12 protein-coding genes, 2 tRNA genes, 3 rRNA genes and 1 pseudogene are annotated in these 22,967 nt (G+C 52.4%); 8 read left to right on the forward strand and 10 right to left on the reverse strand.

Annotation, left to right across the window (positions count from 1 at the left end):
- Positions 1-22: 22 nt before the first annotated feature.
- A complete protein-coding gene (gene purH, locus KGP21_RS01915) occupies positions 23-1,612 on the reverse strand; it encodes a bifunctional phosphoribosylaminoimidazolecarboxamide formyltransferase/IMP cyclohydrolase (protein WP_094983315.1) in 1,590 nt (529 codons plus the stop codon).
- Positions 1,613-2,258: 646 nt separating this feature from the next.
- Between purH and KGP21_RS01920 the strand changes: the two genes are divergently transcribed.
- The 5 genes from KGP21_RS01920 to rrf all read left to right on the forward strand — a co-directional run bounded on the left by KGP21_RS01920 (position 2,259) and on the right by rrf (position 7,479).
- Positions 2,259-3,799, forward strand: a 16S ribosomal RNA gene (locus KGP21_RS01920).
- Between the two features lie 75 nt (positions 3,800-3,874).
- A tRNA-Ile gene (locus tag KGP21_RS01925) sits at positions 3,875-3,951 on the forward strand.
- Between the two features lie 108 nt (positions 3,952-4,059).
- Positions 4,060-4,135, forward strand: a tRNA-Ala gene (locus KGP21_RS01930).
- 219 nt (positions 4,136-4,354) lie between these two features.
- Positions 4,355-7,262: ribosomal RNA gene (locus KGP21_RS01935) — 23S ribosomal RNA — on the forward strand.
- Positions 7,263-7,363: 101 nt separating this feature from the next.
- Positions 7,364-7,479 (forward strand): 5S ribosomal RNA (gene rrf, locus KGP21_RS01940).
- Together the 16S, 23S and 5S rRNA genes with 2 tRNA genes alongside form the textbook arrangement of a ribosomal RNA operon.
- Before the next feature lie 339 nt (positions 7,480-7,818).
- Here the strand turns inward: rrf and KGP21_RS01945 are convergent.
- The 4 genes from KGP21_RS01945 to acs form a co-directional block, all read right to left on the reverse strand.
- Positions 7,819-8,973, reverse strand: a complete 1,155-nt coding sequence (locus KGP21_RS01945) for an IS481 family transposase (protein WP_371822648.1) — start codon at positions 8,971-8,973, stop codon at positions 7,819-7,821.
- 190 nt (positions 8,974-9,163) lie between these two features.
- Complete coding sequence (gene actP / locus KGP21_RS01950) at positions 9,164-10,816, reverse strand: cation/acetate symporter ActP (RefSeq protein WP_021808071.1); 1,653 nt, start codon at positions 10,814-10,816, stop codon at positions 9,164-9,166.
- Complete coding sequence (locus KGP21_RS01955) at positions 10,813-11,124, reverse strand: DUF485 domain-containing protein (protein ID WP_021182245.1); 312 nt, start codon at positions 11,122-11,124, stop codon at positions 10,813-10,815. Before KGP21_RS01955 ends, actP begins: the two co-directional genes overlap by 4 nt.
- Positions 11,125-11,315: 191 nt before the next feature.
- On the reverse strand, positions 11,316-13,274 hold the full coding sequence (acs, locus tag KGP21_RS01960; RefSeq protein WP_094982063.1) for an acetate--CoA ligase: 1,959 nt from the start codon (positions 13,272-13,274) through the stop codon (positions 11,316-11,318).
- 885 nt (positions 13,275-14,159) lie between these two features.
- Here acs and gltP point away from each other — a divergent pair.
- The gene (gltP, locus tag KGP21_RS01965; protein ID WP_223537023.1) at positions 14,160-15,476 is read left to right on the forward strand and encodes a glutamate/aspartate:proton symporter GltP; all 1,317 of its coding nucleotides are present in this window, start codon (positions 14,160-14,162) and stop codon (positions 15,474-15,476) included.
- A gap of 116 nt (positions 15,477-15,592) precedes the next feature.
- Positions 15,593-16,855 (forward strand): hypothetical protein, encoded by a 1,263-nt coding sequence (locus tag KGP21_RS01970; RefSeq protein ID WP_223537026.1) that lies wholly within the window; start codon positions 15,593-15,595, stop codon positions 16,853-16,855.
- A 69-nt stretch (positions 16,856-16,924) separates the two neighbouring features.
- Here the strand turns inward: KGP21_RS01970 and KGP21_RS01975 are convergent, their stop codons facing one another.
- Both KGP21_RS01975 and KGP21_RS01980 read right to left on the reverse strand, forming a co-directional pair.
- On the reverse strand, positions 16,925-17,458 hold the full coding sequence (locus tag KGP21_RS01975) for a metal-dependent hydrolase (RefSeq protein WP_094982065.1): 534 nt from the start codon (positions 17,456-17,458) through the stop codon (positions 16,925-16,927).
- A 36-nt stretch (positions 17,459-17,494) separates the two neighbouring features.
- Positions 17,495-18,118 (reverse strand): TetR/AcrR family transcriptional regulator, encoded by a 624-nt coding sequence (locus KGP21_RS01980; RefSeq protein ID WP_223500684.1) that lies wholly within the window; start codon positions 18,116-18,118, stop codon positions 17,495-17,497.
- A 109-nt stretch (positions 18,119-18,227) separates the two neighbouring features.
- On the opposite strand from KGP21_RS01980, the gene KGP21_RS01985 reads away from it, so the two are divergent.
- Positions 18,228-18,830 (forward strand): NAD(P)H-dependent oxidoreductase, encoded by a 603-nt coding sequence (locus KGP21_RS01985; protein ID WP_059199492.1) that lies wholly within the window; start codon positions 18,228-18,230, stop codon positions 18,828-18,830.
- A gap of 89 nt (positions 18,831-18,919) precedes the next feature.
- On the opposite strand, the pseudogene KGP21_RS01990 reads toward KGP21_RS01985, so the two are convergent.
- From KGP21_RS01990 to KGP21_RS02000, 3 genes and pseudogenes are all read right to left on the reverse strand, one after another.
- Positions 18,920-19,084, reverse strand: a pseudogene (locus tag KGP21_RS01990) (GNAT family N-acetyltransferase); the annotation flags it as partial.
- Between the two features lie 90 nt (positions 19,085-19,174).
- A complete protein-coding gene (locus KGP21_RS01995; protein WP_094982066.1) occupies positions 19,175-20,296 on the reverse strand; it encodes a fimbrial protein in 1,122 nt (373 codons plus the stop codon).
- 9 nt (positions 20,297-20,305) lie between these two features.
- A complete protein-coding gene (locus KGP21_RS02000; protein ID WP_094982067.1) occupies positions 20,306-22,933 on the reverse strand; it encodes a fimbria/pilus outer membrane usher protein in 2,628 nt (875 codons plus the stop codon).
- Positions 22,934-22,967 lie beyond the last annotated feature (34 nt).

Below are 22,967 nucleotides of genomic sequence, written 5' to 3' on the forward strand. Positions count from 1 at the left end.
TGAGCGCACGCAGCAAAAGGGATTAATGGCGGAAGTGGCGCATGTCGGTGAAGATCATCGCGATGCCGTGTTCGTTGGCTGCTGCAATCACCTCATCATCACGAATCGACCCACCCGGCTGGATCACGCAGGTAATACCAACCGCTGCAGCCGCATCAATGCCGTCACGGAACGGGAAGAAGGCGTCAGACGCCATGGCGGAGCCTTTGACTTCCAGCCCTTCGTCAGCGGCTTTGATCCCGGCGATCTTGGCGGAGTAAACGCGGCTCATCTGCCCGGCGCCTATGCCGATGGTCATGTTGTCGCGCGCATAGACGATGGCGTTGGATTTGACGAACTTGGCCACTTTCCAGCAGAACAGCGCATCACGCAGCTCCTGAGCGGTTGGCTGGCGTTCGGATACCACGCGCAAATCGGCTTCGGTCACCATACCCAGATCGCGATCCTGTACTAACAGACCCCCGTTGACGCGTTTAAAGTCCAGCCCTGCGACGCGATGTTGCCATTGGCCACACGCCAGCACGCGTACGTTCTGTTTCGCCGCCAGCAGAGTGCGGGCATCTGCACTGATGCTTGGCGCAATGATGACTTCAACAAACTGACGGCTGATGATTGCCTGTGCCGTTTTGGCGTCCAGTTCACGGTTAAAGGCAATAATGCCGCCAAAGGCCGAGGTTGGATCGGTTTGGTAGGCGCGCTCATAGGCGGCAAACAGGTTCTCACCGATAGCAACGCCACAAGGGTTGGCATGCTTGACGATCACGCAGGCCGGCTCGGCAAACTCTTTCACACATTCCAGCGCCGCATCGGTATCGGCGATATTGTTGTAGGAAAGTGCTTTACCCTGTAACTGGTCGGCGGTGGCCACGGAGGCCTCTTGCACATTCTCTTCTATATAGAAGGCGGCCTGCTGGTGGCTGTTTTCACCGTAGCGCATATCCTGCTTCTTGATGTAGTTCAGGTTCAGCGTACGTGGGAAGCGGCCGGAAGGCTGTTCGGTCTCACCGTGATAAGGTGGCACCAGGGTACCAAAGTAGTTGGCGATCATGCTGTCATAGGCGGCGGTATGCTCAAACGCTTTGATCGCCAGGTCGAAACGGGTTGGGTACAACAGTGAACCGTTGTTGTTATCCATCTCGGTGATCACTGCGGCGTAGTCACTGCTCTTGACCACGATGGCCACGTCTTTATGGTTCTTGGCGGCCGAGCGCACCATGGTTGGGCCACCGATATCGATATTCTCTACGGCGTCTTCCAGCGAGCAATCTGGGCGAGCGACGGTTTGCGCGAAGGGATACAGGTTTACCACAACCATATCGATCGGTTGGATCGCATGTTGTTCCATGATGGCATCATCCTGGCCGCGACGGCCCAGAATGCCACCGTGCACTTTCGGGTGCAGGGTTTTGACTCGTCCGTCCATCATCTCCGGGAAGCCGGTGTAGTCGGAAACTTCGGTAACAGGCAGACCGGCATCGGCCAGCAGGCGGGCAGTGCCACCGGTGGAGAGTAATTCGACGCCTCTCTGGGAGAGGGCTTCGGCGAATTCAACGATTCCGGCTTTGTCGGACACGCTGAGCAGGGCCCGGCGGATTGGACGAGGTTGTTGCATGGTTTTATCCCTTGGCTTTGAGTCGCAATAAAAGAGCGTTACGTGGATCTCCACCTTGTTGCTTCTTATATAGAGGGGATTTCTTCCTATATAAAGAAGGACAGGAACAGATTCAGGTAGCGCCCCGATAAAAACGGGGATTGTTTCGTCGCGGGGAATTGTAGCGAAAACGTTTGCGTGGCGCTCGTAAATTTTCCGACCAAATGCGTTCTGTGGATAAGTTAGTGCATAACCGGGTATAAGGACGGGTTTTGCTGTGGAATGCAGCAAACGGTGTTTTTTGTTGAAAATACCTGTTGCGGCCTGCGTGGAACTCCCTATAATGCGCCTCCATCGACACGGAACATGTGAACAACTTCACAGAGTCTCCGGGGGTCGCAGAGAAAAACCTGAAATTAAGGTTGACTCTGAAAGAGGAAAGCGTAATATACGCCACCTCGAGTTAGCAAGCGAAAGCGCGTAACTCACTGCTCTTTAACAATTTATCAGACAATCTGTGTGGGCACTCACAAGACGATATCCAGCTACTTCGGTAGCAAAAAAATATCAAGTCTTGAAGAGTGACCAAGCAGTCATTCATGCGAATGAATGATTACGAAAGTTAATTTTCGAGCATCGCTTCACGAGTTGAAGCAAATCAAGCTTTTAATTGAAGAGTTTGATCATGGCTCAGATTGAACGCTGGCGGCAGGCCTAACACATGCAAGTCGAGCGGTAGCACAGGGAGCTTGCTCCTGGGTGACGAGCGGCGGACGGGTGAGTAATGTCTGGGAAACTGCCCGATGGAGGGGGATAACTACTGGAAACGGTAGCTAATACCGCATAACGTCTTCGGACCAAAGTGGGGGACCTTCGGGCCTCACACCATCGGATGTGCCCAGATGGGATTAGCTAGTAGGTGAGGTAATGGCTCACCTAGGCGACGATCCCTAGCTGGTCTGAGAGGATGACCAGCCACACTGGAACTGAGACACGGTCCAGACTCCTACGGGAGGCAGCAGTGGGGAATATTGCACAATGGGCGCAAGCCTGATGCAGCCATGCCGCGTGTGTGAAGAAGGCCTTCGGGTTGTAAAGCACTTTCAGCGAGGAGGAAGGGTTCGGTGTTAATAGCACTGTTCATTGACGTTACTCGCAGAAGAAGCACCGGCTAACTCCGTGCCAGCAGCCGCGGTAATACGGAGGGTGCAAGCGTTAATCGGAATTACTGGGCGTAAAGCGCACGCAGGCGGTTTGTTAAGTCAGATGTGAAATCCCCGAGCTTAACTTGGGAACTGCATTTGAAACTGGCAAGCTAGAGTCTTGTAGAGGGGGGTAGAATTCCAGGTGTAGCGGTGAAATGCGTAGAGATCTGGAGGAATACCGGTGGCGAAGGCGGCCCCCTGGACAAAGACTGACGCTCAGGTGCGAAAGCGTGGGGAGCAAACAGGATTAGATACCCTGGTAGTCCACGCTGTAAACGATGTCGACTTGGAGGTTGTGCCCTTGAGGCGTGGCTTCCGGAGCTAACGCGTTAAGTCGACCGCCTGGGGAGTACGGCCGCAAGGTTAAAACTCAAATGAATTGACGGGGGCCCGCACAAGCGGTGGAGCATGTGGTTTAATTCGATGCAACGCGAAGAACCTTACCTACTCTTGACATCCACAGAACTTTCCAGAGATGGATTGGTGCCTTCGGGAACTGTGAGACAGGTGCTGCATGGCTGTCGTCAGCTCGTGTTGTGAAATGTTGGGTTAAGTCCCGCAACGAGCGCAACCCTTATCCTTTGTTGCCAGCGCGTAATGGCGGGAACTCAAAGGAGACTGCCGGTGATAAACCGGAGGAAGGTGGGGATGACGTCAAGTCATCATGGCCCTTACGAGTAGGGCTACACACGTGCTACAATGGCATATACAAAGAGAAGCGAACTCGCGAGAGCAAGCGGACCTCATAAAGTATGTCGTAGTCCGGATCGGAGTCTGCAACTCGACTCCGTGAAGTCGGAATCGCTAGTAATCGTAGATCAGAATGCTACGGTGAATACGTTCCCGGGCCTTGTACACACCGCCCGTCACACCATGGGAGTGGGTTGCAAAAGAAGTAGGTAGCTTAACCTTCGGGAGGGCGCTTACCACTTTGTGATTCATGACTGGGGTGAAGTCGTAACAAGGTAACCGTAGGGGAACCTGCGGTTGGATCACCTCCTTACCTAAAGATATGCAGTTGCGTGCAGTGTCCACACAGATTGTCTGATGAAAAAGTAACGAGCAGAAATACCTTTATAGGCTTGTAGCTCAGGTGGTTAGAGCGCACCCCTGATAAGGGTGAGGTCGGTGGTTCAAGTCCACTCAGGCCTACCAAATTCGCACTTGTGCTGCGTTGCACGCGATACGTTTACACCGTAAACGTCCAGTGAGCATGCCTTGCCTGAGCGAGTGGTAAATAAAGGTTTCTGCAAGTGACTGTATGGGGCTATAGCTCAGCTGGGAGAGCGCCTGCCTTGCACGCAGGAGGTCAGCGGTTCGATCCCGCTTAGCTCCACCATATCCATATGGTCCTTGATAATACTTCAGAGTGTACTGGCAACAGTATGCTGCGAAGTATTTTGCTCTTTAACAATCTGGAACAAGCTGAAAATTGAAACATGACAGCTGAAACTTATCCCTCCGTAGAAGTATTGGGGTAAGGATTAACCTGTCATAGAGTCTCTCAAATAAACAGCACGACAGTGTCTCTGTTTACAGAAACACCTTCGGGTTGTGAGGTTAAGTGACTAAGCGTACACGGTGGATGCCTAGGCAGTCAGAGGCGATGAAGGGCGTGCTAATCTGCGAAAAGTGTCGGTAAGGTGATATGAACCGTTATAACCGGCAATACCCGAATGGGGAAACCCAGTGTGTTTCGACACACTATCGTATGGTGAATACATAGCCATACGAGGCGAACCGGGGGAACTGAAACATCTAAGTACCCCGAGGAAAAGAAATCAACCGAGATTCCCCTAGTAGCGGCGAGCGAACGGGGAACAGCCCAGAACCTGAATCAGTTCTTGTGTTAGTGGAAGCGTCTGGAAAGTCGCGCAGCAAAGGGTGATAGCCCCGTACACTAAAATGCATTAACTGTGAGTTCGATGAGTAGGGCGGGACACGTGACATCCTGTCTGAATATGGGGGGACCATCCTCCAAGGCTAAATACTCCTGACTGACCGATAGTGAACCAGTACCGTGAGGGAAAGGCGAAAAGAACCCCGGCGAGGGGAGTGAAATAGAACCTGAAACCGTGTACGTACAAGCAGTGGGAGCACCTTCGTGGTGTGACTGCGTACCTTTTGTATAATGGGTCAGCGACTTATATTTTGTAGCAAGGTTAACCGTATAGGGGAGCCGTAGGGAAACCGAGTCTTAACTGGGCGAATAGTTGCAAGGTATAGACCCGAAACCCGGTGATCTAGCCATGGGCAGGTTGAAGGTTGGGTAACACTAACTGGAGGACCGAACCGACTAATGTTGAAAAATTAGCGGATGACTTGTGGCTGGGGGTGAAAGGCCAATCAAACCGGGAGATAGCTGGTTCTCCCCGAAAGCTATTTAGGTAGCGCCTCGTGAACTCATCTTCGGGGGTAGAGCACTGTTTCGGCTAGGGGGCCATCCCGGCTTACCAAACCGATGCAAACTCCGAATACCGAAGAATGTTATCACGGGAGACACACGGCGGGTGCTAACGTCCGTCGTGAAGAGGGAAACAACCCAGACCGCCAGCTAAGGTCCCAAAGTCATGGTTAAGTGGGAAACGATGTGGGAAGGCATAGACAGCCAGGATGTTGGCTTAGAAGCAGCCATCATTTAAAGAAAGCGTAATAGCTCACTGGTCGAGTCGGCCTGCGCGGAAGATGTAACGGGGCTAAACCATGCACCGAAGCTGCGGCAGCGACGCTCAGGCGTTGTTGGGTAGGGGAGCGTTCTGTAAGCCGTTGAAGGTGAACTGTGAGGTTTGCTGGAGGTATCAGAAGTGCGAATGCTGACATAAGTAACGATAAAGCGGGTGAAAAACCCGCTCGCCGGAAGACCAAGGGTTCCTGTCCAACGTTAATCGGGGCAGGGTGAGTCGACCCCTAAGGCGAGGCCGAAAGGCGTAGTCGATGGGAAACAGGTTAATATTCCTGTACTCGGTGTTACTGCGAAGGGGGGACGGAGAAGGCTAGGCTAGCCGGGCGACGGTTGTCCCGGTTTAAGCGTGTAGGGGGGTGTTCCTGGTAAATCCGGAACGCTACCAACCCTGAGGCGTGATGACGATGCACTACGGTGCAGAAGTAGTTGATGCCCTGCTTCCAGGAAAAGCCTCTAAGCATCAGGTAACATCAAATCGTACCCCAAACCGACACAGGTGGTCAGGTAGAGAATACCAAGGCGCTTGAGAGAACTCGGGTGAAGGAACTAGGCAAAATGGTGCCGTAACTTCGGGAGAAGGCACGCTGGCGCGTAGGTGAAGAGACTTGCTCTCGGAGCTGAAGCCAGTCGCAGATACCAGCTGGCTGCAACTGTTTAATAAAAACACAGCACTGTGCAAACACGAAAGTGGACGTATACGGTGTGACGCCTGCCCGGTGCTGGAAGGTTAATTGATGGGGTCAGCCGCAAGGCGAAGCTCTTGATCGAAGCCCCAGTAAACGGCGGCCGTAACTATAACGGTCCTAAGGTAGCGAAATTCCTTGTCGGGTAAGTTCCGACCTGCACGAATGGCGTAATGATGGCCAGGCTGTCTCCACCCGAGACTCAGTGAAATTGAACTCGCTGTGAAGATGCAGTGTACCCGCGGCAAGACGGAAAGACCCCGTGAACCTTTACTATAGCTTGACACTGAACATTGAGCCTTGATGTGTAGGATAGGTGGGAGGCTTTGAAGTGTGGACGCCAGTCTGCATGGAGCCAACCTTGAAATACCACCCTTTAATGTTTGATGTTCTAACTCGGCCCCGTGATCCGGGGTGAGGACAGTGTCTGGTGGGTAGTTTGACTGGGGCGGTCTCCTCCCAAAGAGTAACGGAGGAGCACGAAGGTTAGCTAATCACGGTCGGACATCGTGAGGTTAGTGCAAAGGCATAAGCTAGCTTGACTGCGAGAGTGACGGCTCGAGCAGGTACGAAAGTAGGTCTTAGTGATCCGGTGGTTCTGAATGGAAGGGCCATCGCTCAACGGATAAAAGGTACTCCGGGGATAACAGGCTGATACCGCCCAAGAGTTCATATCGACGGCGGTGTTTGGCACCTCGATGTCGGCTCATCACATCCTGGGGCTGAAGTAGGTCCCAAGGGTATGGCTGTTCGCCATTTAAAGTGGTACGCGAGCTGGGTTTAGAACGTCGTGAGACAGTTCGGTCCCTATCTGCCGTGGGCGTTGGAAGATTGAGAGGGGTTGCTCCTAGTACGAGAGGACCGGAGTGAACGCACCACTGGTGTTCGGGTTGTCATGCCAATGGCACTGCCCGGTAGCTAAGTGCGGAAAAGATAAGCGCTGAAAGCATCTAAGCGCGAAACTTGCCTCGAGATGAGTCTTCCCTGGGCCTTTAAGGCCCCTGAAGGAACGTTTAAGACTAAGACGTTGATAGGCTGGGTGTGTAAGTGCAGCGATGCATTGAGCTAACCAGTACTAATGATCCGTGAGGCTTAACCTTACAACACCGAAGGTGTTTTAGAGTAGACGACAATTTTCAGCGACGTTCCGAGATTGGTTCTGGTGGTTACGAAAGTAACGGCCAAGAATGAAACGAATTTGCCTGGCGGCAATAGCGCGGTGGTCCCACCTGACCCCATGCCGAACTCAGAAGTGAAACGCCGTAGCGCCGATGGTAGTGTGGGGTCTCCCCATGCGAGAGTAGGACACTGCCAGGCATCAATTAAGCCAAGAGGCCATCCGCAAGGATGGCCTTTTTGCTATGCGCAGAAAACAGAAATGCCCCTCACCCCCACCCTCTCCCAGAGTACCAGCCGAGAACAACTGAACCCCCGAGTGAGGGAGAGGGAGCCGTCCTGCGTCGTGGATGAGCCCGTACTGCTTCGGAAAGTGGGGAGAGGTTGGGTTTGCCCGTACCGCTTCAGGACGTTGGAAGTAAGCAGAAAGATGAAGTATTACACAGAGAGATCCGCGAGCTCGATCGGTTCCCTCTCCCTGTGGGAGTGTACAGACCGGGGACATGGTAGACAGGTGTTCAAGGACATGGTGAACACTTTTTAACATCCTTTTCCCATGATGATCGACCTATTTCTCAGGTCGATCATCCCCACTTTCGTGCTGTACCACCATATCTCGTAGTAGCCCTCTCTCTCACTTTCCTTCAGCCCGACATATTCACCGATAAAGGCCTTGCCCACTTTCAGACCCATCCCTTTCAGGCTTAGTTTTCCACTGACATCCACTTTCCTGACCAGGACCCCCTCGTCATACTCGGCTGCCGCCGGATTGCCATTGTACTGTCGCGATGAAGGCTGATAACGGGACGCTGGCACCGCCATTGACAGGGCTTCGTGTGGGCGTTCCAGGTTGTAGGTATCTCGCCAGGCGTCGAACACCTCCTGCAACTGCGCGGCATGGGTAAACCACCGTCCCTGCAGGAGCTCTGCCTTCAGGCTGCGGTGGAAGCGCTCCAGCTTACCCTGAGTCTGAGGATGATAAGGCCGAGAGTGACCCACCCGGATACCCTGACGCATCAGCCACAGTTCCAGCGCGGTCCAACTGCCCGTCGTGTCGCCCCAGGGGGCACCATTATCCATGGTCATTCTCTCCGGCAAGCCATAACGTTCGAACACCGCTATCAACTGTGACTGCACGGTGACACGTCGCTCGTCCGGGCAGTGCGCCAGACAGAGCGAGAAGCGCGAATGGTCATCCAGCAAGGTCAGCGGATGACAACGCCCTTCGGCGAAGGGGAAGTGGCCTTTAAAGTCCATCTGCCAGAGTCGGTTCGGGGCGTCATGTTCAAAGCGTCCGACGGTGGGCGCCGGTGACGGACCGCCCGGTAGCAGGTCATGGCGGCGCATGAGGTTATGCACGGTGCTGGCGGCCGGTAACGTATGCCCCTGCATCTCGAGCCACCGCTTGAGCTTGCGTGCGCCCCACATCGGATGGGCCAGGTGTGCAGCGCGGAGATGTTGGACAACGGTGTCAGAGGTTCTGCTGGGGGAATGGTGTGGCGCTCGAGAACGTTCGTTCAGACCGGCGCGCCCATCAGAGTGCCAGCGATGTAACCACTTGTATGCGGTAGCAGGCGCTATGCCGAACTGACGGCATAGCGCACGGATATTAGCGCCTTCTTGCGAGGCGAAAAGCACAAACTCGGTACGTAATGACATGGCAGATCTCTCATCCCACGGCATAAGCAACTCCACTCAGAAGTACTCATACCTATGTTGTAAGTGTCTACCATGTCCCCGAACAAGTGTTCATGATGTCCCCGGTCTGTACAGGGAGAGGGTTAGGGTGAGGGGTAATACTCGATCTGCAAATAAACCTGCCAGAAGACCCAGCAGGCTAACTCTTTAAAGCAGGGCCGAGTCAACCTCAGCCCAAATGAACGCCTTAGTGTGCACTTCCCTGCGAAATCCCCAGCCCGGTTTGTGAACGTACAAACTGGGCGCGGAATTTCACGCGCTCTTGCTGCCCAACCAACGAATTGTCGGTCACAGAGAAGAACCAGGTGCCGATAAACGCGACGAGCATAGAGAACAGCGCTGGATATTCGTAAGGATAAATCGGTTTGGCATGGCCGAGGATCTGTACCCAGATAGTTGGGCCCAGGATCATCAGGATCACTGCGGTTAACAGACCAAGCCATCCGCCGATCATTGCTCCCCGCGTGGTCAGGCGTGACCAGTACATGGAAAGAATGATGATTGGGAAGTTACAGCTGGCTGCAATGGAGAATGCCAGCCCCACCATAAAGGCAATGTTCTGCTTCTCAAACAGGATCCCCAGCGCAATAGCCACCACTCCGAGCAACACCACGGTGATTTTGGAAACTTTCAGCTCATCACGCTCGGTTGCTTTGCCATTTTTGATGACGCAGGCATAGAGATCGTGAGAAACCGCAGAAGCCCCTGCCAAGGTTAGCCCGGCAACCACCGCCAGGATCGTGGCAAATGCTACCGCAGAGATAAAGCCAAGGAAGAAGTTCCCTCCCACCGCGTTAGCCAAATGCACCGCTGCCATGTTGTTACCGCCCAGCAATGCGCCACTGGCATCCTTGAAGGCCGGGTTGGCACTGACCAGCAGGATCGCACCGAAACCGATAATAAAGGTCAGGATATAGAAATAACCGATAAATCCGGTGGCATAGAACACGCTCTTACGCGCTTCTTTGGCATCGCTAACGGTGAAGAAACGCATCAGGATATGTGGCAAACCGGCGGTACCGAACATCAATGCCAGACCCAGGGAGAGGGCGGAAATAGGGTCGGAGACCAGTCCACCCGGGCTCATGATGGCAAGCCCTTTCGGATGCACCTTCACGGCTTCGGCAAACAGGGTATTGAAGTCAAAGTTGACGGATTTCATCACCATCAGCGCCATAAAGCTGGCACCGGCCAACAGCAGCACGGCCTTGATGATTTGCACCCAGGTGGTCGCCAGCATGCCACCGAACAGGACATACAGCACCATCAATATGCCGACCAAGATAACGGCGACGTGGTAATTGAGGCCGAATAACAGCTGGATCAATTTACCCGCGCCCACCATCTGGGCGATCAGGTACAGCGCCACCACCACCAGGGAACCACAGGCCGATAGTGAGCGGATCGGCTTCTGTTGCAGGCGGTAAGAGGCCACGTCGGCGAAGGTATATCGGCCAAGGTTGCGCAGCCGCTCGGCAATCAGGAACAAAATGATTGGCCAGCCAATCAGGAAGCCGATGGAATAAATCAGCCCATCATAGCCGGAGGTATAAACCAGCGCGGAGATACCGAGGAACGATGCCGCAGACATAAAGTCGCCGGCGATAGCCAGGCCGTTTTGCAACCCGGTGATGCGCCCGCCAGCGGTATAGTAATCCTGACGAGAGCGGGTACGTTTGGAAGCCCAGTAGGTGATGTAAAGAGTGGCACCGACGAACAGCAGGAACATGATGATGGCCTGGATGTTCAGCGGTTGGCGCTGTACTGCACCACCAATGGCATCGGCATGGCTTAGGCCTGGCAGGGCCAACAGTGCGGTAGCTGAAAGTAGGCGCTTCATTGCTTCACCTCGCGCAGGATTTCAGCATTCAGGCGATCGAATTCACCGTTGGCACGATAAACATAGATCCCGGTTAACACGAAAGAAATCACGATCAATCCCACGCCAACCGGGATCCCACGGGTAATGGTTAATCCGGGACCGAGTGGAGTCCCCAACCACTGAGGATCGAAGGCGATCAGCAAGATAAAGCCGACGTACAGCGCGAGTGTGATCAGTGACAGGAGCCAGGCGAAACGGCTGCGCTTTTGCACCAGCTCCTGAAAGCGCGGGTTTTCTTCAATCCTTTGATAAATATCTTCATTCATCCGAGTTTCTCCAATAGGTATTGAACAAGTACGCCACGCGATACCCTTCCAGCTGGCAAATTGGCGCTCTGCGGGCCGCCTTGACCCATCCCAGCCAAATGTCTGGGATCGGCTTTACTGCAGTTGAAAGCTTTCAGGTATACAGGCCGTTCAGCTGCGTATGGCAGATGAACGGCCGGAGGCAGCGCGGATTAGGATGGAACTTTCATTGATTGTTTCTCTTCCAACAGTTTTTCGACTACAGCCGGATCCGCCAGCGTTGAGGTATCCCCCAGGTTGCTGGTATCACCGGCGGCAATTTTGCGCAGAATACGCCGCATAATTTTGCCAGACCGCGTTTTTGGTAAAGAGTCGGTCCAATGGAGAATGTCAGGCGTGGCTATTGGCCCGATTTCCTTACGTACCCAGTTACGTACTTCGGCATACAGTTCCGGCGTTGGCTCTTCCCCATGATTCAGGGTGATATAGGCATAAATCGCCTGGCCCTTGATGTTATGCGGAATACCCACCACCGCGGCCTCGGCAATTTTGGGGTGAGATACCAATGCGGATTCAATTTCGGCGGTGCCCAGACGGTGGCCGGAAACGTTCAGCACGTCATCGACACGGCCGGTGATCCAGTAATAACCATCTTCGTCACGGCGTGCGCCGTCACCGCTGAAGTACATACCTTTAAAGGTAGAGAAGTAGGTTTGCTCGAAGCGGTCATGGTCACCGTACAGGGTCCGCGCCTGACCCGGCCAAGAATCGGTGATCACCAGGTTGCCTTCACAGGCGCCTTCCTGCGGGGTGCCCATATTGTCGACCAATGCAGGTTGCACGCCAAAGAATGGGCGAGTGGCGGAGCCAGCCTTCAGCTCGGTAGCACCTGGTAGCGGGGTGATCATGAAGCCACCGGTTTCGGTCTGCCACCAGGTATCAACGATCGGGCATTTGGCGTTACCAATCTTGTTGTAATACCACTCCCAGGCCTCTGGGTTGATCGGCTCACCCACGGAACCCATAATGCGCAGCGAATCGCGTTTGGTGCCTTCGATTGCTTTATCGCCTTCGGCCATTAGGGCGCGGATTGCCGTTGGTGCGGTATACAGGATATTGACCTGATGCTTATCCACTACCTGCGACAGACGGTTTACGCCTGGGTAGTTCGGCACGCCTTCAAACATCAGCGTAATGGCACCGCAGGCCAATGGGCCATATAACAGGTAGCTATGGCCGGTAACCCAGCCCACGTCGGCGGTGCACCAATAGACGTCGCCATCATGGTAATCAAAGACGTATTTGAAGGTCAGTGCGGCGTAAACCAGATAGCCCCCAGTGGTATGCACCACGCCTTTCGGTTTGCCGGTTGAGCCTGAGGTGTAGAGGATAAACAGCGGATCTTCCGCGTTCATCTCTTCCGGTGGGCAGTCGGCAGATACGCCTTCGGTCAGCTCATGCCACCAGAGATCGCGCCCTTCTTGCCAGTACCCCGGCTTGCCGGTGCGTTGGAAAACCACCACGTTGTTGACGCTTTTCACCCCTGGGTTCTTCAGCGCATCATCGACGTTCTTTTTCAGCGGTACCGCGCGGCCAGCACGCAGCCCTTCATCAGCAGTGATCACCAGTTTGGCGTTGGAGTCGATAATACGACCCGCTACGGCTTCTGGGGAAAAGCCCCCAAAGATCACCGAGTGCACGGCGCCAATGCGCGCACAGGCCAGCATGGCGACGGCGGCTTCAGGCACCATTGGCATATAGATGGCCACCACATCGCCTTTTTTCACCCCGAGCTTTTTCAGCACGTTGGCGAACTGGCAGACATCGTGATGCAGCTGTTTGTAAGTCACTTTGGCTGATTGGGTAGGATCGTCACCTTCCCAGATGATGGCGGTTTGGTCGCCGCGTTCGGCCAAGTGGCGGTCCAGACAGTTCGCTGACAGGTTAAGGGTACCGTCTTCAAACCAGCGGATGCTGATGTGGCCGGGATCGAAGGAGGTGTTCTTCACTGAGGTATAGGGCTTGATCCAATCGAGGATCTTGCCGTGCTCGCCCCAGAATGCCGCTGGGTCTTGTACAGATTGTTGATAATACTGCTGGTATTGCTCCGGATTAATCAGGGCACGATCTGCAATTGCAGAAGGAATGGCGTGTTTGTGCAGTTGGCTCATGGTTTTTCTCCTTAGAATTGTTAATGATATGTCAACTGATGGTTAAGTATAGTTTGCCATGACGGTTTGTTTCTTTTTTGGGCGGCAGATCACGCAACGAAGATGTTGATTTGTAATAGTTACTGTCGTAATTGTGTTGTGTAACTGTTTGGTTGACGGTGAAAAGACGGGAATGGGCGTATTTCTGTTAAAAAAGTTTTTAGATAACTAAAAATATAGCGCGAGATATCGGCTTGATGGTGCCGGAAACAATAAGGCCAAGGTTATATTTTACAGCAGATCTGATCTTATTAATGGCTGCTATAAATACTTAGCGCCATTGTTAGCAGCAACCTATCGGAGGCTTATTTTATCTGTCTTTATTATGTCTGTTTTCTTGAAAATACAAATAAGATGTTTGGTGAATGATTTTGCGATCATTTATTAGTTGTGTGAATCATATTGAGAGTTATCTTAGTCTGTTAAAGGGGGCATGTGAGGAGTTTATTTTCTTTTACAAAACTTTTTGTTAACAATATATAAACATAATTTCAGACTAAATATGCAAATGCAATGACAAATCACGCACTTTTATTTGGATTAAAAATCGTCCTATCCAATGGGCTGTTGTTCTGCTCAAGCTAAAATTATGTTTTTTAGAACAAGTAATTATGTTGCGATTCGTTTTTTGTTTGTTGGTTTTTTGCTGGTGAAACGGACAAAATCGAGATGAAACAAGGCTTGCAGAAGCCCGCCTTCAGATGGTACAGATTTATACTGCGTTACACCAAAGGCAGTTGGCGTAGAGGTTCACAAACATAAGCCTGTAATAAATGATTAAGTATTCCTTCCGGAGCCTAGGTGTGTTTAACACGTTGGTACGGAGTCTTTGAGGACTTTTTGGGTATGAAAAATGTAAAAATCAGCCTGGCCTGGCAAATCCTGATCGCGTTGGTATTGGGTATTATCTTGGGCGCAGTGCTGCATAATCAAACGGAATCGCGTGACTGGATGGTCAGTAATATATTGAGCCCCGCCGGTGATATCTTTATTCGTTTGATCAAGATGATCGTGGTGCCTATTGTTATTTCCACGCTGATCGTCGGTATTGCCGGTATTGGTGATACCAAAAAGCTGGGCCGTATTGGATTGAAAACCATTATCTATTTTGAAGTGATCACCACCATCGCCATCATCGTGGGTGTGACATTGGCTAATGTTTTTCAACCCGGGCACGGCATCGACATGTCGGCGCTGACCGCGGTCGATATCTCACAGTATGAAAAAACGACGGAACAGGTGCAAAGCGGCTCACATAGCCTGGTGGCCACCATCCTTTCATTAATTCCTTCTAACGTGTTCTCGTCGATGGTCAAAGGCGACATGCTGCCGATCATCTTCTTCTCGGTGCTGTTTGGCCTGGGCTTGTCTTCCTTGTCGAAGGAGACCAAAGAGCCGTTGCTGAAGGTGTTCAAAGCGGTGGCCGAGAGCATGTTCAAGGTGACACACATGATCATGCGTTACGCCCCTATTGGGGTGTTTGGTCTGATCTCGGTCACGGTTGCCAACTTCGGTTTCGCTTCGCTCTTGCCGTTGGCCAAACTGGTAGTGCTGGTTTATTTCGCTATTGCCTTTTTTGGTTTGGTGGTTCTGGGGGCCGTTGCACGGCTGTGTAACCTGCGTATCTGGACGCTGATCCGCATCTTGAAAGAAGAGCTGATCCTGGCTTACTCAACGGCCAGTTCGGAAACCGTGTTGCCGCGTATTATCGAAAAGATGGAGGCCTACGGCGCGCCAAAATCCATCACCAGCTTTGTGGTGCCTACCGGCTACTCTTTCAATCTGGACGGTTCTACGTTGTACCAGAGTATTGCCGCCATCTTTATTGCACAGCTGTACGGTATTGAGCTGTCGCTGGGGCAAGAGATCATTCTGGTGCTGACGCTGATGGTGACCTCAAAAGGGATTGCCGGTGTGCCGGGTGTCTCCTTTGTGGTGCTGTTGGCGACCTTGGGCAGCGTAGGTATTCCGCTGGAAGGTTTGGCGTTTATCGCCGGCGTTGACCGTATCCTCGATATGGCGCGTACGGCTCTGAACGTGGTGGGCAATGCGCTGGCGGTGTTGGTGATTGCCAAATGGGAACATCAGTTCGACCGTAAAAAGTCGCTGGCCTACGAACAGGAGTTCCTGGCCAGTAAAGTGACCCCTGCCAATCAGGCTTAAGTAACTCCCTCTTTTTCTCTCAAAACCCGCCGTTGGCGGGTTTTTTATTGAATGATGGCCAAATTGTTCCAATACTAGCGCTCTCTGTAAGGTCTGCTCAGGATGAGATTTACCCAATGAAAAGATATGCGCTGTTGCTGGTGTTGTTATCCCCCTATGTTCAAGGGCAGACGCTGGATGCCAACGATCCGCTACGGCGTGTCATTCTGGATCAGATGCGTGCCAATGTCAGCTATCCCACTGATATCCTGTTTGTGGTTAAACAACTGAGCGTTTCCGGCTCGCAGGCGTATTTCTGTGCCACTGCCAAAACCAATGATGGCAGCGGTAGCGCCAAAATTAACGGCAAGACGGTGGTCTACGATCGAGAATTGCAGCAGTCAGCGGAAGGCTTCTGGACGACGGTGAGCAATTTTGACTCTTATGTCGACTCACCAGCGCAGGCCCAATGCCATAGTACTCTTCAAGATGAACCCGCTGCGAGCGGGTGCCAAAACGTCGGTCTTTATGATGCCGAGCGTAAGCCGTTGCTTGATGCGGTCCGGCGCAGTTATCAAGGGGCTATTACCCAACCCAGATTTGTGGTTTCTCACCTGTGCACAACCGGCAAGATGGCGTATTTCTGCGGGCGGCTGGAAGGGGAAGAGAGCCAGGATCGGCAAGGGATGAATTACTACGATGCCATTATGGCCAAAGATGGCAAGGCAGAGTGGCAGGCGCTGATGGTTGAAAGCAAGACCGTGGAGAAGTGTAACTTCAGTGGGCCTGCCGCGGCGATCACCGAACAAAAGTTGCTGGAAGCGGTGAATCAGCCACTCGTTCAGGAGATCGATGATGGCATCAAGGTTGAGATGCTCACTCAGTTCCAGCTATTCCAACAGGCGGTCAAGACGGCGGATATGGCCTATTTAAAGGCGCATATTGTCTTCCCGCTTGAGAACGTCGCTGATACCTTTCTGGCAGGAACGCCTGATGAACATCAACAGAGCATTACCCCTGCACTGTTTGACCACTATGCGCAGCAAATCAGGGATGGCTTGAAGGAAATACCGCTGCTGGGTGTCAATCTCGCTAAAAAGCAGGTGACTGATTTCCGGGTGAACTCATTAACCCCTTTGGAGCAAGCCAGAAAATACTTCCCAGCCGAGGAGGACGGGCAGTTCTATTACAATGATGGGACTAAGAAAGTGTTGGTTGAAGGCACCTGCGATTCGGTCGGATCGGGGGATTTTGAGGGTGGAACGCTCGCTGTATTTATCGGCACTGGCTCAAACCTGATGATCCCTGGGCTGTCAGAGGTTTGTGAAGGGGGAATGCGTGTGGAGTTTACTCTACAGCAAGGGACGTTGATGCTGACCAGAATTGATTTTGTCGGTTAAGCCGCTTACAAACCTTAACCGGCTCACAGCGGGGCGCTGCATGCTGCGCCCGCCTATCTAATCAATCTCTCACTGGCGCTGCATGAACTTACGCAGCGCTATCATGCCGGTCATCAAGATGGCACCTGGCAACCAAACCCACAGTAATTCCGACATGATCACCGCATGCCCAGCAGGAGTCAGGTATTTCTCGAGGCTAAACGGCGCTACGCGGATCACCTGCCAAGGCGCAAAGAAACGCTCATCACTCCATGGCCACAGCCAGCCGACGCCTTTGCCCCCGGTGGTCACCGAATCCAGCAAACTGTGGGATAACAGCGAGATAAACAGGAATAACCAGGTCTTGACGGGGTTAACCTTGAACCAGCGGTAGAACAGCAGTGCCAAGCTAGGCATCAGGAACGCAAACAGCAGTGAATGCGTGAAACCGCGATGGCCAAACTGATTGCCGTAAGCCACGCCGAATTTAAACGCTAATACGTCGGCATCCGGCAGCATAGACAGTATCACGCCCGCGAGCAGCAAGCGGGGCGGTATGATTTTCTGGCCCAACCCTAAACCAAGACATAACGGCACTGCGGCGTGGGTAACGATCGTCGGCATAACTCTCTTCCATGATGAGGGGCAACACTGTGCTTATTATGGCATAGCCATATCGGGCCGATCGCCACTTCGCTGCACCATCGAAATAATGATGCTGAATAACTCTTCCTTTGCCTGGGCTGCCGTAATCGCGCCACAGCTGGTGGCGTAGGACAACCCTTCCGCAGAGCCGAGCATACCCCATAGTGCGGCGTCCTGAAGCTGGTTATCGCAGCAGAAGGGGGCAAAGAGTTGGCGGCATTTCTCGATGAACACCACGGCGTAATCATTCCTGATTTTCTCAAGCTCGGGCGTACCGGCTAGTGCAGCCATGACGCTAGGCATTTCACGGCCTTGCAGCAGCACGCACTCAATGTAGGAAGTGGCAATCACCGAGGCTAAGGCCTCCAGCTCCGGTTGGGTATTTTGGATGGCTTCATCCATCCGCGCGGTTTGACGATAATCAAATTCTTGATATAGCGCGGCAAACAGGCCCGAACGGTTGGTGAAATGGTCATACACGACCGGCTTGGTGACGCCCGAGCGTTCTGCCAGATGGCCGAGCGTCAGCGCTTCGGTGCCTTCTTCATGAATGATTTCCCATGCGGTTGCCAGCAACTGCTGATAACGCTCTTCTCTCGATAGCCGAACTCGCGAATGTGGTTTGGAGACCATAGCCATGTTTACCCGTTGACAGCGTTATATACTAAAGGTAACTTACCGGCGGTAACTTACTGTTGGTATATAGAGTACGTTTTATACCTCGCCCTGACAATAGGAGCCACCCCCAATGCACGCACTCATCGTTGTTTCCCATCCTCTCGATATGTCATTAACCCATGGCGTTGCAGCCGCCATTGCCGAAGGGATAGCGGCCGCCGATCCTGCCAATACGTTTGAAATTGCCGATCTCACTCAGGAAGGTTTCGATCCGGTGTACGGTGCTGCTGATATCGCCGCATTTTTAAAAACGGCCACCGTTCCCGCGGATATTCTGGCCGAACAGAAGCGTATCGATAGCGCGGATGCCCTGGTTCTGGTGTTCCCAATCTACTGGTGGAGTATGCCTGCCTTACTGAAGGGCTGGGTAGACCGCGTATTTTCCAATGGCTGGGCTTATGAAGAGACGGCAGATGGGGCGGTGGTCAAGAAATTGGGGCATTTACCGGTGCATTTGGTTGCTCTTGGGGCGGCAAGCAAGGGTGTTTATGACCGTCACGGCTTTACCGATGCCTTTAACGCACAGATAACGCACGGTATTTTTGATTATTGTGGCGCTTCGGTTAAGACATCTGAAATGCTACTGCTGCCAGAACTGGGGGAGCCAAAGGCTTACCTCGATGCAGCGTGTCAGATCGGGCGCACTGTTTTTCAACCCGCTTACGCCGAGTAGTCCGCTGAGGAGGGAGCGCAATAAAGCTTCAAAAAATCAGTTGCGAGCGCCCCTCACCTTAGGTCGTATTATCCCGTTACTTTCCCTCACTAAAGACTCTCGATCAAATCCCCCAACGTTATCATCAGCATCATCGGATCGAGGGGGGAAGGTTCAAATCCCACTCGTAGATAGAATTCTCTGACTTCAACGGATAACGCATGCACCAGCATCCCGCGAATGCCAATGGTTTCCGCAACCTGGATAACCCGTAATTTTAAGGCTGATCACTTTGAACTGGGGGCTGTTATCCCTACAACTCGGCACATACTGCGATTACGTGGCCCAAGATAATTCTATGTGGCTTAATAATAATTAATCATGAAGGTCACTGCCGCATCCGCTTTCCCCGGTGTTATTTGATCGCCGGTCTGTATGTATCTAGCCACCAATGGCAACGTCTGCGTGGTCGCATCATTATTGATCATGTTAAAGCTTCTGCTACCAGCAAAATTGACCAGGGTAGGGGATGCATCATTGACACTACCATAAGCCATTTGAATACCTACCCCCGTAGCACTTTCCGCTCCAGTCTTAATCCCTAAAATCCCTTTGGCACTATCAATAATAGCGGTATTGGGTGCCAATTTAAGCTCCAGTGAATTAGGGGTGGAACTGTTTGTTGGACTTCCCTCGCGGGTAAAAGTTCTTAACTGAAACTTAGTGCCGTGGAAGCGTGGGCAATTAGTCAAACGTATTGATGCATCTTGCCAGGTAGAGGCAGAAGCTGGCCCCTTAAAGTTCTGAGCGATATTGACGGTTCCCATCGCTACATTCACATCCGGCGTTTGGCAAGTTTGCGACACTATATTGATGCTACCTGAAAAATTGATCGCGTTTAAACTCAGTGGAGAGCCCCCCGTTGGGGTCGCTTGCACATCGACGCTAGGTAAATCACTCCCCCTGATCGTACCTGGTGACACCGGCCCAATCTTAATCAATATCAGATCAAATTCTGTACCAACCGTTCCCGTAAAGGGCACATTACTGCCAACAGGGATGGTTTGTCTGTCAGTTGGAAATGCCCTTCCCCAATAAGACACGACAGCCCCTATACCAGGTACACCTGTTTCATAAACCTGTCCTGGATAGGGTGAACCATTCCAGGCTGATAGAGGTTTTGGCGTGCTGGTAGTCACGTATCTTGCCAGTATGCTGTAACTGGTTGGTGACGAAGTACAAGTAAACGTGGGAGAAGGTGCGTTTCCTGCTGTAGCGCTGCCACCGATATAATGTGAAAGCAGTACGGTTCCATTCGGCGTATCCGGCCCCACGGTAATATTCTGAGCTTGCAGAGGTACCGCTGCGACAAACCTATTATTACCTGCAGCAAACGAACAGGTTGCCGCGCTCGCGCTATGCGCATAGATTGCCGCCATACCCAGCAGCAGTGTTATCAGACTCATTTTATTGATTAATATACTCATTTCTCTACCTTACGAACCGCTATATACAAGGGTTTTATCGCTGCTGTTATGGGGCTGTGCTGCGCTGGGTTGGCACACCGAGTTAAACTGCTGAATAGCGTTCTGCGCATTGCTCTTTGCCTGTGGTATTAATCGGTAACCCAGGCTGCATTGCATTGCACGCCCCTCACCCCATTTCACTGTCAACTGCCCTTTATCCTGCGCCACACGCGCATGCACTTGCCCGCCTTGCCCCACGGAACCGACACTGTTGTCCTTGCTATCAAATACCTCAGCGCCAAAGATCAATGGTTCACCTAGATATGTGGCATCGATCAGGATAGGGGTCCCTTTCTTGGTCTCATATTTCACTTTGACTACCGCACCTGCATGAGGAACTACTCTCTGCCGGGTGTTATCCAGCTCAACATTGGCAGAAGAGCCTTTCGGATCGATGCTGACGTCATTCAACTGATAGGCATTCAGATACGGTACTAGCGCATAACCACGGGAATCGATGGTCACGTTCTGATAAGACGACACGCCAGCCCCCTCCGCCCCTTTGGCTTCAACCAGGGCATAAGTCTCCGAGGTATAGGGGGTTAAGGTCACGCCGCCTGAATGCCCGATCACCGTCCCGCTCATACCTGCCGCCATGCTGCGATAACCTTTGCCGGTGCCGTAGCTACCGTTTACCGCAGTTGCTGAGTTGTTAAAGCTACCGCTGACCGAGCCATTGGTACCCACTCCCTGGTTGGCATTCATCGCCGTTACTGCATAACCCAATTGACTCTGCTCACCTGCCGTACCGGTAATACTGACCTGCTGACCGTAACGGCCACTGCTGTCGTGGGAAAGGTCCGTGCGCAACTGAGGAGTATGCATCCTGTCTTCACGACCCAGCGGCAAGCTAAAGCTGAGCAGATAATTATTCTGGTTATTTCCCAGGCTGGAATAGCTGCGGTTGGCACTAATGCTATAGCTCAAGCGCTGGTATTGGTTGCTGTAACCCACCTGAAATTGCTTCTCGCTACCTTCTCTATTCCAATAGTTCTGCATTGAACCACTTATATTCAACTGCCCCCAGCCTTCAGCCAGCCCCTGTCCTGCCGTGACGGTGAAACGATTTTTGGCACGTGATACCGATTCCGGAAAATCTCCCCTGGTTACCGCATCACGGCTTTCCATGGCGGTCATAAAATCCAGATAACCATCAGAGGAGAAGCGGGACGCCGCCAGCGACAGGTTACTATTGGTTTCAGCAATCACTTTGCTGTAACTGAGGTGATAACTCTGCCCCTTAAAGGTTTTGCCAAGCTGCTCATCTGCCTTATTTTCTACCTGAGCACTCGCCTGGGTGACGTCAAAAGCCACGGCTCCGATGGGGGTACCAACGGCAGCGCCTAACTGCAATGCGGTATAGCCCTGGCTTGCCTGCAAACCGGTGTAACCGGTGATGGTATTGGTCAACCCACGCTGATAGGTCAACTGATAGAGCTCGGGGTTACTACGCAGATTGCCGCTGCGTAATCTGCCAGCGGTAACGGCGTAGTGTGATGAGCCCGGGCGCAACAGTTGCGCTGCAGATGCATAGGGCACCCGGAAGCGTTGCTCAGTGCCATCCGCTTCACGCACCGTCACCTCCAGGTCGCCACCATACCCGGTTGGATACAGATCGTTGATCAGAAACTCACCGGGCGTGACCGTGGTTTCATAGAGCACCTGGTCGTTCTGGCGTACCGTCACTCTGGCATTGGTACGCGCAATCCCTCTGATATCTGGCGCATAGCCGCGTTGTGAGCCTGGTAGCATACGTTCATCACTGCTCAGTTGCAGGCCGGTGAACGGCAAGGTGTCAAACAGCTGCCCGTGCGTATTGGCTTGTCCAACGACTGCGCGACCCATGATTTGCGGAATATCCCGCTGTAAATAGGTGTTGCGGTTGCTATATTGCGCAGGCCCGTTCTCCATCCAGTTGTAAGCACCGTTATGCCGTAAATACCAGGCGTCAATATTCAGCCCTGCATTCACCCCGGCATACAGTGAGTTAAAGGTTTTGCCTTGTGACTCGCTGGAATATCCATTCACGTTATAACCGAACATCAGGGCAGCAATACCGCTGTCCCATAATTCCGTGCTGACGCTGCCACGTGCTGATTTCAACATATAAATCTGAGGGATCAGTAAATCCAGACGCTGTTCGCTGCTGTCAAAATTAACTTGGGCGTCAGGTAATTTACGTAGAAAATCGACACATTGCACTCCTGAATCCGTCGTATTTAAAATTTCCGCCGGCAATTTCTCATAATCAAAGGCGATGTTTTTTATTATTTCAGTGGTCAAGCATGGATAAACGGATTTGTCTTCACGTGACTTAAATTCAATTTCTTTATTATCGACTAGCACATTATTGACATATATCGCGGTGCGGTATATCCCTGGTAGTGCAGAGGCACCGTGGGTAAAACGGCTTAGGTCAACCGACGCCTCGTCATCCATTTTCAGGAAAAAAGCATCAAACTCAATACCCTGGGTAGCTTCTTGAGGCGCTATGGCAACAGTATTAGCATTTGCACTACCAACAAAAAAAGTCGACAAAATAACCAGGGCTAAAGGTGATAATTGACTCTTCAAGCCGTGGGGTGAAGCTTTTAACATGATAACTCTCTTGAAGATTGCTTGCTGAATATTG

The sequence above is a fragment of the Serratia sp. JSRIV004 genome (assembly GCF_019968705.1).
Lineage (GTDB): Bacteria > Pseudomonadota > Gammaproteobacteria > Enterobacterales > Enterobacteriaceae > Chania > Chania fonticola_B.

Coding starts and splice junctions, on each gene's coding strand:
- purH (WP_094983315.1), bottom strand. CDS start 1,612: ATGCAACAACCTCGTCCAATCCGCCGGGCCCTGCTCAGCGTGTCCGAC.
- actP (WP_021808071.1), bottom strand. CDS start 10,816: ATGAAGCGCCTACTTTCAGCTACCGCACTGTTGGCCCTGCCAGGCCTA.
- KGP21_RS01955 (WP_021182245.1), bottom strand. CDS start 11,124: ATGAATGAAGATATTTATCAAAGGATTGAAGAAAACCCGCGCTTTCAG.
- acs (WP_094982063.1), bottom strand. CDS start 13,274: ATGAGCCAACTGCACAAACACGCCATTCCTTCTGCAATTGCAGATCGT.
- gltP (WP_223537023.1), top strand. CDS start 14,160: ATGAAAAATGTAAAAATCAGCCTGGCCTGGCAAATCCTGATCGCGTTG.
- KGP21_RS01970 (WP_223537026.1), top strand. CDS start 15,593: ATGAAAAGATATGCGCTGTTGCTGGTGTTGTTATCCCCCTATGTTCAA.
- KGP21_RS01975 (WP_094982065.1), bottom strand. CDS start 17,458: ATGCCGACGATCGTTACCCACGCCGCAGTGCCGTTATGTCTTGGTTTA.
- KGP21_RS01980 (WP_223500684.1), bottom strand. CDS start 18,118: ATGGCTATGGTCTCCAAACCACATTCGCGAGTTCGGCTATCGAGAGAA.
- KGP21_RS01985 (WP_059199492.1), top strand. CDS start 18,228: ATGCACGCACTCATCGTTGTTTCCCATCCTCTCGATATGTCATTAACC.
- KGP21_RS01995 (WP_094982066.1), bottom strand. CDS start 20,296: ATGAGTATATTAATCAATAAAATGAGTCTGATAACACTGCTGCTGGGT.
- KGP21_RS02000 (WP_094982067.1), bottom strand. CDS start 22,933: ATGTTAAAAGCTTCACCCCACGGCTTGAAGAGTCAATTATCACCTTTA.